This window comes from Acetivibrio cellulolyticus CD2 (assembly GCF_000179595.2).
Classification (GTDB): domain Bacteria; phylum Bacillota; class Clostridia; order Acetivibrionales; family Acetivibrionaceae; genus Acetivibrio; species Acetivibrio cellulolyticus.
Genome location: NZ_JH556653.1, coordinates 14907 through 31289 on the forward strand (window position 1 = coordinate 14907; position 16383 = coordinate 31289).

Consider the following 16383-nt stretch of genomic DNA (forward strand, 5'->3'; position numbering starts at 1 on the left):
GCATACCTCTGTACTGCTACGTTTTTATCAACTTCTTCAAGGGTTAATCTTATAATCGACCTTTCTGGGAAACTTCCAAGTAATTTTGCATTCCATCCTTGTCAACACAGAAGTCCAATGCATCTTCTTTCGTTATTCTATTCTGCATGTACAGATCACCAATACATTTATCCAAAAGCTGCATTCCAATATTTCCTCCAGTTTGTATACATGTATTGATGCTTTGAGATTTACCTTCTCTGATAAGATTGCTTATTGCGCGTGTAACAATCATTATTTCATGCGCCGCTACTCTACCATTGCCGCTTCCTTCAGGGATCAACCTCTGCGATATAACAGCCTTAAGCGCAGTAGACACCTGTACTCTTATCTGCTGCTGCTGATGAGGCGGAAAAACGTCAATAAGCCTGTCCAAGGTTTTGGCAGCTCCAAGTGTATGAAGAGTTGAAAGAACAAGGTGACCGGTCTCAGCCGCAGTAACTGCTATACTTATCGACTCAACATCCCTCATCTCACCTATAAATATTACATCAGGGTCCTCTCTTAATGCAGCCCTCAGTGCACTATCATATGTCTTGCTGTCATGACCTATCTCTCTTTGGTTAACAATACATTTACCATGTTTGAAAATATATTCAATAGGGTCTTCAAGAGTTAGTATATGCCCATACCTGGTTGAATTAATCTCATTAATAATGGATGCCATAGTTGTTGATTTTCCACTTCCTGTTGGACCAGTAACCAGAATTAACCCCTCTTTTATTTCGCAGATTTGCTTTATTACAGGCGGAAGATGCAGAGCTTCAATTGTAGGAATATTTGATGCTAATGTTCTAAACACCATTGACACTGAAGTCCTCTGCAAAAAAGCATTAACTCTAAATCTGGATACCTCAGGCACTGTCATGGAAAAGTCTACCTCTCCATAAGCCATCAAGTGTTCAAATTTTTCGTTATCCATGCAAGCTTTTGCATATTGCAGGGTGTCTTCCCTAGCTAGTTTCGGAGCATCAATTTCCTTTATGTTGCCGTTCACTCTGAATGAAGGAGCCCTTGCCACTGTAAGATGTAGGTCAGACGCCTTTAATTCCACAGCCATTCTAAGCAATGCAGTTAATTCAATCGCCATATTCTCCTCCTACTTTCGGGTATTGATATTGTTGAAAATAAACCAGACAAATACCACGTATGCCATATTTACGATAGCTTACGAGGTACAAAAATGGGAATAATAAGCAATTCATTTGAGGATATAAATATATATCGTAATAAACGGCTACATTCTTTATATATTTTTTATATTTCTATTTTCGTTGCTATTGACATAATTTTTTGTCTTATAGGTAGATACAAAAATAAGATACATAAAAAGAACAAAAGTATACTATATAACAATCGCATATTGTCATAGTAATTAGCCAAATTAAGATACTGGCTTCCATGCTGGAACAGATTAAAAAATCCGCTTAATTTGGACAAATTCATCTGAATTTCATGTTATTTTGATTTATACTTTTAAAAAAAATTATGTTAAAATATTAATCATGCGCATTTTTGTACTGATAAAAAAACATACACTTTTATACTTTATGCGATAAATATTAATATGTAAACGGAGGGCAATTATATGATTAAAAGTAAGTCAAAAGTAGCAATAATTGGAGCAGGCTTTGTTGGTTCTTCAACAGCTTTTGCAATGGCTTTGCAGCAAATGGCCACAGAAATAGTTCTCATTGATGTATTCAAGGAAAAAGCTTATGGTGAAGCTTTGGATATCAACCACGGTCTTGCATTCGTAGGACAGATGGCAGTCTACCAAGGAGATTATTCCGATGTAAAAGACGCGGATGTAATAATTATCACAGCTGGTGCAAATAGGAAACCCGGTGAAACACGTCTTGACCTTGCTAAAAAGAATGTATCGATAGCAAAAGAAATCACAGCAAATATCATGAAGCACTATACTTCAGGAGTAATTCTTGTTGTGTCAAATCCTGTTGATATACTCACTTACATGATTTCTAAGTGGTCAGGTCTTCCAAATGGCAGAGTTATGGGTTCAGGAACTGTTCTTGACAGTTCAAGATTCAGATACCTTCTTAGCAAAAAACTTAATGTCGATGTAAGAAACGTACACGGTTATATTATTGGAGAACATGGTGATTCACAGCTTCCTGCATGGAGTGCTACACATATTGCAGGACAGAGCATTAGTGAGTACTCACAGGGTGCAAGCGGAATTTTTACTGCTGAAGACAAGATCCAAATTGCTCAGGAAGTAAAAACTGCAGGTGCAGAAATAATCAAAAACAAGGGTGCTACCTACTATGCAATAGCAATCACAGTTAATGCAATAGTTGAAACACTCTTGAAAAATCAAAACACTATCAGAACAGTAGGTAGTGTAATCAATGGAAACTACGGAATTGAAGATGTTGCATTAAGTCTTCCTTCAATAGTTAATTCAGATGGAGTACAAAGTATAATACCACTTGTTCTTTCACCTGAAGAAGAAGCTGCTTTAAGAGCTTCTGCAGAAAGTGTTAAGGCTGTTCTTAATGAAGTAAAAGATTTATAATAATAAAATAAAAGACTTATGAAATAGGAGGTTAAGAAAGATGGATTATAGAAAAGAGTCCTTGAGACTTCATGGTGAATGGAAAGGCAAAATTGAGGTAGTTAGTACTGTACCTGTAAAAAATAAGGAAGATTTGTCATTAGCTTATACTCCTGGTGTTGCTGAGCCATGTTTAGCTATTCAAAAAGATGTTGATCTTTCATACACATTAACAAGAAGAGGAAACTTAGTTGCTGTTATTACTGATGGTACTGCAGTTCTCGGTCTTGGAGATATAGGTCCAGAAGCAGGTATGCCTGTTATGGAAGGTAAATGTGTTCTCTTTAAAACTTTTGGAGATGTAGATGCTTTCCCTCTCTGCGTAAGATCAAAAAGCGTTGACGAAATAGTTAACACTGTAAAACTCCTTGCTGGTAGTTTCGGTGGTGTAAATCTTGAAGACATTTCAGCTCCAAGATGTTTTGAAATAGAAAGAAGACTTAAAGCTGAATGTGATATTCCAATTTTCCACGATGATCAGCACGGAACAGCTGTTGTTACACTTGCTGCTATGATAAACGCATTAAAAATCGTTAAAAAGGATATAAATGATATATCTGTAGTTGTTAACGGTTCAGGTGCAGCTGGTATAGCAATAACAAAACTTTTGATGAGCATGGGACTCAAAAAGGTAATCCTCTGCGATACAAAAGGTGCTATATACGAAGGCAGAGACAACCTCAATCCTGAAAAAGAAGAAATGGCTAAAATCTCTAACCTTCAGAAGATCAAAGGTACATTGAAAGATGTACTTGTTGGTGCTGATGTTTTCATTGGAGTATCTGCTCCTAATATGGTTACTAAGGAAATGGTTAAGAATATGGCAAAAGATGCAATAATATTTGCTATGGCAAACCCAACTCCTGAAATTATGCCTGATGAAGCTAAAGAAGCCGGTGCAAAAGTTATCGGAACAGGTCGTTCAGACTTCGCAAACCAGATTAATAACGTACTTGCTTTCCCTGGTATCTTCAGAGGTGCTCTTGATGTAAGAGCAAGCGATATAAACGACGAAATGAAGATTGCAGCTGCAAAAGCTATAGCTTCTCTCGTTAGTGACGAAGAATTAAATCCAGAATTTGTTATCCCTGCAACAGTTGATCCAAGAGTTGGTTCAACTGTTGCGGAAGCTGTTAAAGAAGCTGCAAGGAAAACCGGTGTAGCTAGAATATAGTAATTATTATTTAAAATAAAAGGGAGAGTCGCAAACCTACTTAAATGTAGCTAGCGACTCTCTCTTTTTCAGTTTCTTTGGACACTTTTCAATTAAGATTTGGTTTCCAATAAGCACTTAAATGTTATCTATTAATATCCTCACAAAATATCTATACCAACCGGGTCATAATATGTGCCCGTTTTTTTAATGCCTAAGAAATTGCATTTCTTTCTGGCATCAAAAAAGTCTACCGAAAGGCTTTTTACAGCAGAGAAATACCTTAGCTATAAATCGGCAAAGCTGACTTTTTTATTTTAAAAATATTATGACTTTAGTCACATCGTATTATGACTTATGATATCTTATTTTTACTTTTATTTTGTTTTATACTAAAAACAGGATATAAAAAAGGGTTCAGCCATAGAAGTGAGTGTTTAATCAATTTGTTTTACTTTTACGGGAGAAGGTGATACATAAGAGATAAATTATAAAAATGCATTTAGGGAATAAAAAATAAATAATATCAAAAATATATCAAAAATATTAAAAGGGGGTCTATTTATTTATGAAGACAAGTATTAAGAGAATAATTTCTACATTAACGATGATTACAGTTTTTTTACTTCTATTTAGTCCTGCATTTGCACAAGAGGATGAACCACAGGTTCAAGAAACATGGGACAAAACAATATCAGGAAAAGTTTGTCTTCCGAAAGGAATTGTTGCATCTAACGACACATATGTATCTATTAGCGTATACACTAACATGTCCGAAAATGAGAATTACTTCGAGAACAATGTTGAAGTCCTATTAAAAGAAAATACCAGTTACGCAGAATATACCTTGAATGTGCCTTCCGGCAAAGGATATGTTGTAAGTTTTTGGTGTTATGGTACCCTTCCAAAGAACATTTTGAATTATGGATATTACAATGAATCAGGTACTGTTATGAATCAATTGGATTCCACCAAAATCGACGTTATGTCGTGTAATGCTGAAAATATTAACCTAAACTTCATTAAAGGAAAATCGATTTCAGGTATTGTGTATCTTCCTGAAGGAATAGTAACTCCTTCAGAAGGCGGATACATGAATCTATTTGTTAATTCTAATAACAATACTGATGATAACTATGACGATGACTATTACAATAGTGCTTCGATAGAAGTTCCGGTTGGAGTAAATTCATTTCCTTATTCCATAAGTGTGTTGGAAGACCGTGATTACAGTATGTCATTCGATATAAACAGTATTCCCGGAGTATTAAACAGAGGATATTACAATACAAATGGAACAGTTCTTAGCAATTTAGATGCATCCCTTGTAAATGTTAAAGATCAGGATATAGAAAATGTAAATATTAAACTTGCTAAAGGCGTAAACATTGAAGGAACATTAAATTTGCCTGATAACATGACAGCACCTGAAGGCGGTATAAATGTATATGTAAATACAAATTCAGATAACGGCACACCCGATATTTGGGAAGACGATTATTATAGCTACACAAACTGCATTATTCCTCAAGGGGAAAACTCAGTAAATTATTCTTTAACAGTTGTACCTTCAAAATCTACATCATATATTTTGAATTATACTATTGATCAAAACACAGTAGGATTATTCAACCAAGGCTATTATTGCAAAAATGGCAGTACTATTGACCCTTCAAAGGCTACACCTGTTGTAGTTGGAGCAGAAACAGTGACTGATATTAATATAATTTTAGCTAAAGGTGCAGTTTTAAAAGGAACAATTTCAATACCTGAGGGAATGACTGTTCCTACTGAAGGATTTTATATTGACCTAAACGCACAGACTGATAATATGACACCAGAAAACTATGAAGATGATGCTTCTTATTACGCTAATTCTTATATTGAAGGTGGCAGTAACTCAGCAAAATTCTATATTACGGTAGATCCTTCGAAGACAGACTATGTTCTAAATTATGGTTTTTGGGATACTACGTATTCAACCTACAAACAGGGGTACTATAATTCTGTCGAAACAGCAGCTAACATACAAGATGCAACAAAAATCTCTGATTTTGAAAAAGAAATAGATTTTAAGATTTTACAGGGTGTTAAATTATGTGGAAAAGTAAGTTTACCTAATGGTGAAAAAGCTCCTGAGGGCGGTTTGCAAATATCCTTAAACGCTCTTTCCACTGATATTTCCACTAAGGACAGCACTAATGGAATTTCAGCATATGGAAGTATTTATATTGGTGAAGGCGAAAATTTTGCACCTTATACTCTTGAAGTTTACCCTAAGGAAAAAACAAGCTGTTTTGTAAACTATGACTATTATACAGATCAAAAAACTCAATATCTTAACAAGGGATATTACAGTCAGTCAGGAATGGGCTATAGCATCTCAAATGCTACTCCTATAATAGTTGACAAGGATACTGATACTGTAGAAAACATTAACCTTACACTCCTAAAAGGTGTTGAACTCAAAGGTGAATTGAAAATACCTGAAAAACTAGTAAATAAATCCGATCTATGTATTTATATAAATGCAATAAATGAAAATGGTACACCCGATTTTATCATGGATGATCTATGTAGCTACACAAGTATAAATGCCGACGGTAAAAGCAAAGTTCCATTTACCCTTTATGTTGCACCTGGATTGAAAAACGGTTACAAACTTAGTTTCAACTTATACGGTGATCTGGATGAATATGTAAGCACCTCTTATTATAACAAAAAAGGAATGGTAGGCAATTATAAAGATGCTACACCAATATTGGTTGGAAATTCAGGTGTCAAGGACATAAAGCTCTCAGCAATAAAAGGTGTAAAAATATCAGGTGTTATTAACATTGAAGAAGCAAATAGGGGAGAAATTGCTCCAAGTACCTTTTATGTTACAGCTACCAGTGACAGTAACACAACTGAATGCTTTTATGATGATATTTATAGTAGTAAATATTTTAACGTTACTGAAGGTCAAAATTCAATTGCCTATGAAATTTATGTAGTACCGGAAAGTGACTATACATTGAGCTTTGGTCAGTATGACACTTCAGATTACATGACAGAAGGCTTCTATAGCAAAACAGGAACAGTGCACACGATTCAAGATGCAGATAAAATAAAAATCGGTAAGAAGGCAGTAAAAGATATCAATTTCAACATCGATAAATGCGAGTAATTATTAAAGTGCATAGCTATAAGTAAAATTATAAATTGGTATAAAGTGAGGGTTGTCCAAATTTGGTCAACCCTCATTTCCTTTAATGGATGGCAATGATAAACAAATATACTTCATACGAACTAAGAGATGTTAAAATATTACTTTTATATTACGAAGTAGTTTGCTTATCCGGGTGTATGCTATAATACTGCTATAACTTAATGGTGGTGAATATAGAACTATATACTTAGATAAATAATAGTGCTAATATATACTAACAAGATAAAAGTTGAAAGGAAATTATACAAATGGGAAAGACTTTAGTTTTAGCAGAAAAACCTTCCGTAGCAAGAGATATTGCCAAAGTGCTAAACAGCAACCAAAAAGGGAATGGATTCTTAGCTGGTCCAAAATACATAGTAACTTGGGCATTAGGACATCTTGTAACACTAGCCGACCCAGAGAGCTACAGTGACAGATATAAGACTTGGAATATAGAAGATTTGCCAATGCTGCCAAAGAAAATGGAACTTGTTGTTATAAGAGAAACATCCAAGCAATTTGGCGTTGTAAAAAACCTAATGCACAGGGATGATATAGACGAGCTCGTCATTGCTACAGACTCAGGTAGAGAAGGCGAACTTGTGGCAAGATGGATAATTATAAAGGCAGGATTTCGAAAGCCAATAAAACGTTTATGGATCTCTTCACAAACCGACAAAGCTATAAAGGATGGTTTTGCAAATCTCAAACCTGCAAGGGATTATGATAATCTGTTCTTCTCCGCTCAGAGCAGATCAGAGGCAGATTGGCTGGTGGGCCTTAATGTAACACGTGCATTAACCTGCAAGTTCAATGCCCAACTCTCAGCTGGTAGAGTTCAAACTCCTACACTGGCTATGATCGTAGAACGCGAGAACGAAATAAGAAAATTTGTTCCAAAAGATTATTGGAGCATTAATGCTGGCTTTGAAGGCTTTACAGTCCAATGGCAGGATAAGGCTTCAGGTCAAACAAGGATATTTGATAAGAAAAAAGCTGATGATATTGTAGCAAAAGTTACAGGACAAACCGGACAAATTGTTGAAGTGCGTAAGGAAGCCAAAAGGGAGCTTCCGCCATTAGCTTATGATCTGACTGAACTCCAGCGTGATGCAAATAGAAAATACGGTTATTCTGCAAAACAAACTTTAAATATCATGCAGAAATTATATGAATCTCATAAGTTAGTTACTTACCCAAGGACAGATTCAAGGTATATAACCGACGATATTGTACCAACACTTACTGAGCGTTTAAAAAGCATTGCTGTGGGGCCTTATGCCAAACCCGTGCAAAGCATAATAAGAAACAAAATTGTCGTAACAAAACGATTCGTAGATAACAGCAAAGTTTCAGATCACCATGCCATAATCCCTACTGAACAGTATGTCAATTTGGCTTCTTTAAATACAGAGGAACGCAATATATATGATTTGATCGTAAAGAGGTTTATCGCCGTTTTAAACCCTCCTTTTGAGTATGAGCAGACTACTGTTAAGGTAGACGTCAAAAGTGAGCTATTTTATGCAAAAGGAAAGATTGTGAAGTCATGGGGTTGGAAAAGTGTATATGAGGGATTTGGCAAACTGGAAGAAGATGACGATGATGACGAAAACAGTCATTCTCTTCCTGATATCAAACAGGGTCAAAAGGCTGCTTTAACCTCTGTAAAACCTGTTAACGGCAAGACTAAGCCTCCTGCAAGATACACTGAAGCTACCCTTTTATCTGCAATGGAGCATCCGGGAAAATTCGTGGAAAACAAAGCCTTGAGAGAAGCACTAGAGAACACAAGCGGACTCGGAACACCTGCAACACGGGCAGATATAATTGAAAAGCTGTTTAACACCTTCTATGTTGAGCGAAAGGGTAAGGAGATTTTCCCAACTTCTAAAGGAATCCAACTTATAGGCATTGTTCCTTCAGATCTGAAATCTCCTGAACTGACTGCCAAGTGGGAACAGCAGCTCGCCCTCATAAGTAAGGGCAAAACTAATTCGGACACCTTTGTTTCTGAAATGAGAAACTACGCAACAAAGCTTGTTAAGGATGTAGTCTCCAGTAATGAAGTCTTCAAACACGATAACGTTACAAGGGAAAAATGTGAATGCGGTAAATATCTATTGGAGGTAAATGGCAAGAAGGGTAAAATGCTTGTGTGTCCTGACCGCGAATGCGGCTTCAGAAAATCCATATCTCTAGTATCCAATGCCAGATGCCCTGAATGTCATAAAAAGATGGAAATCCGTGGTGAGGATGAAAACAAATCCTTCTATTGCGCATGTGGATATAGAGAAAAACTGGATGCTTTCAAAAAGCGTAAAGGTGAGCAGGTAAACAAGAAGGAAGTTACAAGTTTCTTGAAGCAACAGGATAAAGGCGAAGCTATAAACTCGGCACTTGCTGATGCGTTAGCCAAGTGGAAATCCTAATTGGGAAAAGTGCGAATGCAGCTAAATTTAGTTTTAGAGTTTTTCATCTATAATAGAAAACACAAAAAATAGCTATGCTCCCTAAGCCATAGCTATTTTTTACACTCAAAGTGCACTTTCATCTATATCAATACCTGCCATTTTCATGAGATAAATGGCATTGCGTGTTGTTGAAACGCCATTACGAAGCTTATAGTCAAAATGGATCTTGTTATCTTTATAGTACTCTTCGAAGTGATAGTTCCTTATCTTCTGGTTCTTCAACTCTAAATCACAAAGCTCAAAATCATGGGTAGATACCATTCCAATGGATTTAGTCCTACTGAGTTCCTCAATCAAAACCCTTGCTCCTGTATGTCGGTCTCTAGAATTGGTTCCTTTGAATATCTCATCCAGAAGGAAAAAGACTTTTCGTCCTTCCTTGGCTTCCTTAAGAATCTCCTTGATCCTTAAAAGCTCTGCATAGAATGAGGAAATGCTTTTGCCCAGATCATCACTAACCCTCATACAGCTATGTATATCCATGATAGATGCACGAAAAACCTGTGCACAAACCGGAGCTCCTGTATAAGCCAGAGCCAGGTTTATTCCAGCTGTTCTCAAAAGCGTACTTTTACCGGACATATTTGAACCAGTAATGAGAAGTACCTTTGTCGGCGAATTAAAATTTAGATTGTTGTATACCCTGTTTAATGTTATAAGTGGATGCCCCATCTGGACAGCTTCAAAACTCTCTTTGTCACCTTCCGAAATCTCCGGCATCACCCAGTCAGGATTATCATGGTTTATTATTGCCAGACTGGCTAAAGCTTCAACATCACCAATCCCTTCAAGCCATGCTTTTAAATACCTTCCTGACACGTCTTTCCATTTTTCCAAAGTAATCATGTTATGATAATCCCAAAGGGTAAGTATATTAAAAACAAAATAAAACGGAGCATGTCTATTGGAAATAGAATCAATTATTTTTGCCAGTCTGTTTACCTGCTCGTATGCAGGCTTTGCTACTTTCCCAGCCATCTTAGTACTAATTTCTTTTATTAACGTAGCTTCGAATTTCTTATTTTCAAAGAGCTTTAACATTTTGTAATAAACTCTTATATCCTTGTTAAACTTATCGGCTGTATTGAAAATCTCATGTCTTTCCAAACGCTTATAGCGCAATATAAAATATTGAACAATTATCAAGATCGCTGGTATGTAGTAAGGGATTGCCGAAATCCATATTGACAGTATTAAAGATAGTATGGTAACTGCAGGCAATACTTTTACAATTATGTTGAGCCATGTTTTTCTGTAAAATGAATGTTCTTCATTGGCCCAATCAATAAGCTTTTCAGGGTTTTTCATATTATTTGACACAACCAGTCCTTCAGCCAAAAACCTGTGCCTCCACCCCAACTTCAAGGCTAGCTCTTTTACTGCTTCCTGACGCATTTTTATGCGGGCTGCATCTTTGCTGCTTCCAGATAACAATCCGCCTAATGCCTTTCGCCCTAAATAGGTATTTGCAACATTAATCCATTGGAACATAGACCTGTTTCCGAAAATGTCAAGATCATATGCATATTCGTGATTCCCATCAAGAAAATCCTTGCCGTCATCAAGGAATGTATCCCACTCTCCATTTATACGCTTTAAAGAATCTTCATTTATTTTTACAAGCATTGAAGAATACATTTTAGCTTTAAACAATTTATCATGTTGAACCATCAAGTAACCGAACAAGAACGCAAATGCTATAAAAATCGCAGCCATTATAATGTAGTACTTAATTATGAATAAAAAGACGGTTAATGCAATACCTGATATAAACACTAATAATCTTAAGTTACTAATTGTATTTATAGCCTTAACATGTTTTTGGTTTAGCCTTAAATAGCAATCCCTTCGTTTTTCATACCTCTCCTTTGCAACCATTAACTCAGTCCTTTACTATTTTGTATTTTGTATAATAATATATATTATCTCTTTAAACTTCAAGAATTAATTTCAAAACATTGAAATATCTTTGGGAAAATGGTACATTTAATCAAGAGTTATTTTATACCCTTAGAAGGAGGTTGTACAATTGTCAAAGCTACCATTAAAACTCACATTTGGGGAAGAAGTTGCAAATGCTATAACCCATGGTGTAGCATCACTGCTTGTACTGTTTTCCATCCCTTTAGTATCAATCATTGCATACACCAAAGGCTCAATATATGATGTAGTAGGCGTCACTATTTTTTGTGTGTCAATTTTTTTAATGTTCCTCATGTCAACGTTTTATCACATAATGGAGCATGAAACAAAACACAAAAGAATAATGAGGATATTTGATCATATATTTATTTATGTCGCAATTGCAGGTACATATACCCCTATAGCAATATCTGTCATAGGTGGATGGCAAGCGATCGTTATACTCTCAATACAATGGGCTATGGTTTTATTCGGCATTCTTTACAAGTCCATTTCCAAAAATTCAATGCCAAAGTTTTCGCTTATGATATATCTAGTTATGGGCTGGACACTTATTATTTTCATGCCGTTATTCTTCCAAAAAGCCAACCCTCTTCTTTTCTGGCTTATTCTTGCCGGAGGAGCACTATATTCTGCCGGAGCTGCTGTTTATGCCCGCAAAGGTTTCAAATATCACCATATGGTATGGCATTTATTCGTATTTTTTGGGGCATTAACACACTTTATCGGCATATGCTTCTTTATGTATAAATAAAAGATGTAATCAATAACAAAAAATAACTTTCATTCTGTGCGTGGCCTTTTGTACAATTAAGCCTTAAGCAAAACAGTGAAAGTTATTTTTTGTCCTCGCAAGCTCTGGAAATTAACTATGTTACGAGGCACAAATATTTTATAATAATGGTTATCTACACTAAGTTTGCTAAGCTCTAGCCATGCCTACCAGTCCAACTAGAGTCATATGGTTTATATATTTATCCTTAGTTAACACTTTGGAAATACTCGAAACATCTTTTAATGCTATTGCATAAACACTGCTGCATCTATTGAGCATATCTTTCAATACCATATTCACTTCTTTATACAATTTCCTTGTAACCTTCACGAATTTAGAATCCATCAATATGTGAGAACATCTCTTCAATAGCTCCTCCGGAGTACCTTTCGATACTATTCTCAACTTTTCATTAATTATATGTGTAGATACTTTTAGGCTGTTATCATATTCAAACGTAAGCTCATTTACTTTTGGTGCTATAGTCTCAATAAGCTTCTTATCGAACCCCTTCGAAGCAGCATAATGAAAAATTGCCTTTTCGTATTCATCGCCTATTATATCAACTTCTCTATTGTTAATTTTAATAACTTCAGCATAATTACTAAGTACAAGGGAATGCATAAATATCCCAAAGCTCTTTTCTTCTTCATCGACATACTCTGCCTTTATAAGCTTCCCATCAAGGTAAACTTCTTCGACAATCAAATTTGAAGGGCTGTTTGGGTCTCTTACTATAGAATTTCTATTTAACAAAGCTATTTCATTTGAACCAAGATTCATAAACCCTCTCCTTTCCAATATGTAAAAACATCCAGTATCACATTTTCAATGTTGCTAGCGAAACCTTGGAGCGCATAGAATTAGTCTATTACATTGTAAAGAAAATTATGCCTAAAGTTAAATAAAACCCCCGCACCCATACCGTAATAGTAAGCTTCAGGGTCTCACGACTTATAGACTAAACGTCCGCAACTCTAACGTATTCACAGTTTGCCTTCCGTAACATATATAGACCGTTACTTCCTTTATTCCTGGATAAATATTCTAAGCGCAATTATATATCAGCAAATCTATATAAGCTTTACAAAAATATCCTATTAACAATTTTAATTTTATAATAAATAATATTAACTTGTCAATTAATAATTTGTAAACATTTTATTAAATCTTGTTGAGTTTTCTTTATCTTGGTTATCGCATCGATTGTCTAGATTGAAACTTTTTTAGAAAAATACATTTTCTTTTCCCATCAAGACTTGAAGAACGAAGCTAAATGGTAGTATAATAGAATTCAAGATTAATCTTATTCAAACTAAGATTAGATATATGGCTATTTATTTTTTTAAGCATACTTTTTGGTGGAGGTTGTTTTTTTTGCAAAAAGTTTGTTAAAAAATAAACTATCCGTGTTGTTTTATTTGTAAATCCAGTATAGACTATCAACCCATGAAGAAGCAAACCTTCTATATGATTTTATAGACTTCTCAAGAATTTTGCTAGAAGGTGATAAGAAACAGGTTGAATTTATAAGTAATTTTAAAAAAATAACAAACTAGGGGGAATTATCTTGTTTAAATTACAAACGCTCAACAAAATCTCATCCACAGGTCTGGATGTATTTGAGAAAGAAAAATATGATATAGCATCCGAAATGACAAATCCTGACGCAATTCTTGTTAGAAGTGCAAATATGCTTGAAATGGAATTACAGGGCAATCTTAAGGCTATAGCAAGAGCTGGGGCAGGTGTAAACAATATTCCTATAGACAAATGTACAGAAAAGGGAATTGTAGTTTTTAACACACCAGGAGCAAATGCAAACGCAGTTAAGGAACTTGTAATTGCTTCCCTTTTGCTTTCTTCCAGGAAAATCTTCAAAGGAATAGAATGGGCGCAAACCCTTAAAGGTAACGGCAGTGAAGTTGAAAAAATGGTTGAAAAAGGAAAATCCCAATTTGAAGGTCCTGAAATAAAAGGTAAGAGACTTGGTGTCATAGGTTTGGGAGCAATAGGTGTTATGGTTGCGAATGATGCTCTTTCACTTGGTATGGATGTTATAGGCTACGACCCTTATATATCTATAAATGCTGCCTGGGATCTTTCAAGCAGCGTTCATAGAGCTACAAGCCTTGAACAGTTGATTTCAACATCCGATTACCTTACTATTCACGTACCTTACATGGATAGCACAAAAGGTATGATTAATAAAGATTTGTTCAATATAATGAAAAAGGGTGTAAGGTTATTAAACTTTGCAAGAGGCGGTCTTGTTGTGAATAAGGATCTATTTGAAGCTTTGGAAAACGATACTGTTGCTTGCTATGTAACAGATTTTCCAAGCGACGAGTTGTTAGGTCTTGATAAGGTAATCGCAATACCTCACCTCGGTGCATCAACTCCGGAATCCGAAGAAAACTGCGCAATGATGGCTGCTGTTCAAATGCGTGAATTCCTGGAAAAAGGTCATATCAAAAACTCTGTAAACTTCCCTGATTCAGAACTCGCACGTTCAGGGGATAGGAGGGTAATTGTTGCCCATGACAATGTACCAAATATGTTTGGACAAATAACTTCTACCATAGCTTCGTATAAAATAAATATTGGGGACATGCTCAGCCGTCATAGAGATAAAATAGGTTATACCATTTTTGATATCGAAGGCTCACTATCAGAGGAAGTAGTTAACAGATTAAAATCGATAAGCGGTGTTAGAATGGTAAGAGTTATATAAACTTTCTATAGATCTGAAAACGCCTGCAGACTTAAAATATAAGTCTTGCAGGCGTTTTATTTGAGAATATTCCAAAATATTCAGCACATTATTCCCTACTGTTATTGGTTTTCCATGTACTCAAGACACTTAGAAATCATAGTGAAAAGCTCCGCCCTTGTAACATTCTTATCTGGTTTAAATGTATTGTCACTGTAGCCCTTTACTATTCCTAATTTACATGCTGTATTGATGTATTTTTTGGACCATGAAGCAATTTTCCCTTCATCAGCAATTACTAAGTCTTGGCCTTCTGAAGCCTCAAAACCGAAGGTTTTCATAAGCATTACAACAACTTCCTGTCTTGTGACATTTCTTGATGCTCTAAATGTATTATCCTCATATCCACCTACAACCTTAAGATCTAAAGCTGTTTTTAGGAAGCCCTTAACCCATGTAGGTATTGCATTGCTATCTGCAAAGCTAAATTCTGCATTTTCTGATGGGCTATATCCTTTCGACTTCATAAGAGCGGTTACAGCTTCTGCTCTATTTATGTTATTGTCCGGCTTTATTGTTCCGTCAGGATACCCCTGAATAACTTCCAGTTTAATCAGCTTAGTGATATATAATTTTGCCCAATGAGTATTTATATCTTTGGGAATTGCTAATTCACCTGTTATAATCGGCGTTATAGTTACCTCAGGAGATGGTGTTGGTGTTAATTGAGTGGATGGTATCATTGTCACTTCAGCTAAAGTAGTTATTGCTGGCGTCGGTGTAGCTGTAGTTGTTACCACAGATATTGGTTTAACTGTTGCTATGGCTGAAGGTGTTACTGTCGGAATCGAAGATTCTGTAGCTATCGCTGTAGGTGCTATAGTTGGCGTTGCATCTCCAACTATTACCGAACCACCATTATATATAACACCAGTAATCTCATCTGTTCCTGAAGCATAAACAGCACACCTTGAAAGGTTATAATTGAGGTTGTATATACCATCAGATGCGGTGCTCTTAATCTTTAACTGGATTTGTGCAATTGTGCCGTCACTTTTTATCATTCTGCTTCCATCAGCTGGTGCCTCAAAAGTCATAGCTACAAATCCCATTTCACTGTTAACATTAGAGTGAAAATCATTTGTATTGGTTATCAAATTTCCTGATGCTATACTTACAGAGGTAAAAGTTTGAGGATCGTAAGTTACCCAAAAACTACATGTATATATTCCGGATGAAGGAACATTTTTAAGTGTCAAAGGTACAGTAACGGTAGTTCCCGGATCTCCATTTACAGCAGCCAAATTTACCTGCATAGAAGATTCTACTGCGTATGTAAACGAGGTAACCAAACAACCAATAACTAAAATGAATACCATTACAATACACTGCACTTTGTTAAGACTTAACAGCTTGTCCTTTTTATTCATCTATAGATTCCTTCCTTCTTTAGAATATTAAAAGAATATAATTATTTAAGAAACCCCTGACATGCTAAAGAATAGCTGAATTTATATTTTCAGTATTCCTAAATT

General features: G+C 35.6%; 10 protein-coding genes. 6 read left to right on the forward strand and 4 right to left on the reverse strand.

Annotated features, from left to right (window positions below):
• Positions 1 to 49: 49 nt before the first annotated feature.
• The gene (locus tag ACECE_RS0202350) at positions 50 to 1129 is read right to left on the reverse strand and encodes a type IV pilus twitching motility protein PilT (protein WP_010243797.1); all 1080 of its coding nucleotides are present in this window, start codon (positions 1127 to 1129) and stop codon (positions 50 to 52) included.
• Positions 1130 to 1627: 498 nt separating this feature from the next.
• Here ACECE_RS0202350 and ACECE_RS0202355 point away from each other — a divergent pair, with 498 nt between their 5' ends.
• From ACECE_RS0202355 to ACECE_RS0202370, 4 genes are all read left to right on the forward strand, one after another.
• A complete protein-coding gene (locus ACECE_RS0202355; protein ID WP_010243799.1) occupies positions 1628 to 2578 on the forward strand; it encodes an L-lactate dehydrogenase in 951 nt (316 codons plus the stop codon).
• Positions 2579 to 2618: 40 nt separating this feature from the next.
• Complete coding sequence (locus ACECE_RS0202360; RefSeq protein ID WP_010243801.1) at positions 2619 to 3791, forward strand: NAD(P)-dependent malic enzyme; 1173 nt, start codon at positions 2619 to 2621, stop codon at positions 3789 to 3791.
• A 547-nt stretch (positions 3792 to 4338) separates the two neighbouring features.
• On the forward strand, positions 4339 to 6939 hold the full coding sequence (locus ACECE_RS0202365; protein WP_010243803.1) for a hypothetical protein: 2601 nt from the start codon (positions 4339 to 4341) through the stop codon (positions 6937 to 6939).
• Positions 6940 to 7229: 290 nt separating this feature from the next.
• A complete protein-coding gene (locus ACECE_RS0202370) occupies positions 7230 to 9395 on the forward strand; it encodes a DNA topoisomerase III (RefSeq protein ID WP_010243805.1) in 2166 nt (721 codons plus the stop codon).
• Between the two features lie 105 nt (positions 9396 to 9500).
• On the opposite strand, the gene ACECE_RS0202375 is transcribed toward ACECE_RS0202370, so the two are convergent.
• On the reverse strand, positions 9501 to 11315 hold the full coding sequence (locus ACECE_RS0202375; protein WP_010243807.1) for a MutS family DNA mismatch repair protein: 1815 nt from the start codon (positions 11313 to 11315) through the stop codon (positions 9501 to 9503).
• 151 nt (positions 11316 to 11466) lie between these two features.
• Between ACECE_RS0202375 and trhA the strand changes: the two genes are divergently transcribed.
• Positions 11467 to 12114: a PAQR family membrane homeostasis protein TrhA gene (gene trhA, locus ACECE_RS0202380; protein WP_010243809.1), complete on the forward strand. Its 648-nt coding sequence runs from the start codon at positions 11467 to 11469 to the stop codon at positions 12112 to 12114.
• A 168-nt stretch (positions 12115 to 12282) separates the two neighbouring features.
• Here trhA and ACECE_RS0202385 read toward each other — a convergent pair whose 3' ends face one another.
• Entirely contained in the window at positions 12283 to 12918 is a 636-nt protein-coding gene (locus ACECE_RS0202385; RefSeq protein WP_010243811.1) for a cation-transporting P-type ATPase, read from the reverse strand.
• A 787-nt stretch (positions 12919 to 13705) separates the two neighbouring features.
• Here ACECE_RS0202385 and ACECE_RS0202390 point away from each other — a divergent pair.
• Complete coding sequence (locus ACECE_RS0202390) at positions 13706 to 14869, forward strand: phosphoglycerate dehydrogenase (protein ID WP_010243812.1); 1164 nt, start codon at positions 13706 to 13708, stop codon at positions 14867 to 14869.
• A 101-nt stretch (positions 14870 to 14970) separates the two neighbouring features.
• On the opposite strand, the gene ACECE_RS0202395 is transcribed toward ACECE_RS0202390, so the two are convergent.
• Complete coding sequence (locus ACECE_RS0202395) at positions 14971 to 16278, reverse strand: S-layer homology domain-containing protein (RefSeq protein WP_010243813.1); 1308 nt, start codon at positions 16276 to 16278, stop codon at positions 14971 to 14973.
• Positions 16279 to 16383: the final 105 nt, after the last annotated feature.

Excerpts from the sequence above, each read along its gene's own strand:
- ACECE_RS0202365 (WP_010243803.1), top strand. The coding sequence starts at position 4,339 with ATGAAGACAAGTATTAAGAGAATAATTTCTACATTAACGATGATTACA.
- ACECE_RS0202350 (WP_010243797.1), bottom strand. The coding sequence starts at position 1,129 with ATGGCGATTGAATTAACTGCATTGCTTAGAATGGCTGTGGAATTAAAG.
- ACECE_RS0202375 (WP_010243807.1), bottom strand. The coding sequence starts at position 11,315 with ATGGTTGCAAAGGAGAGGTATGAAAAACGAAGGGATTGCTATTTAAGG.
- ACECE_RS0202355 (WP_010243799.1), top strand. The coding sequence starts at position 1,628 with ATGATTAAAAGTAAGTCAAAAGTAGCAATAATTGGAGCAGGCTTTGTT.
- ACECE_RS0202360 (WP_010243801.1), top strand. The coding sequence starts at position 2,619 with ATGGATTATAGAAAAGAGTCCTTGAGACTTCATGGTGAATGGAAAGGC.
- ACECE_RS0202385 (WP_010243811.1), bottom strand. The coding sequence starts at position 12,918 with ATGAATCTTGGTTCAAATGAAATAGCTTTGTTAAATAGAAATTCTATA.
- ACECE_RS0202395 (WP_010243813.1), bottom strand. The coding sequence starts at position 16,278 with ATGAATAAAAAGGACAAGCTGTTAAGTCTTAACAAAGTGCAGTGTATT.
- ACECE_RS0202370 (WP_010243805.1), top strand. The coding sequence starts at position 7,230 with ATGGGAAAGACTTTAGTTTTAGCAGAAAAACCTTCCGTAGCAAGAGAT.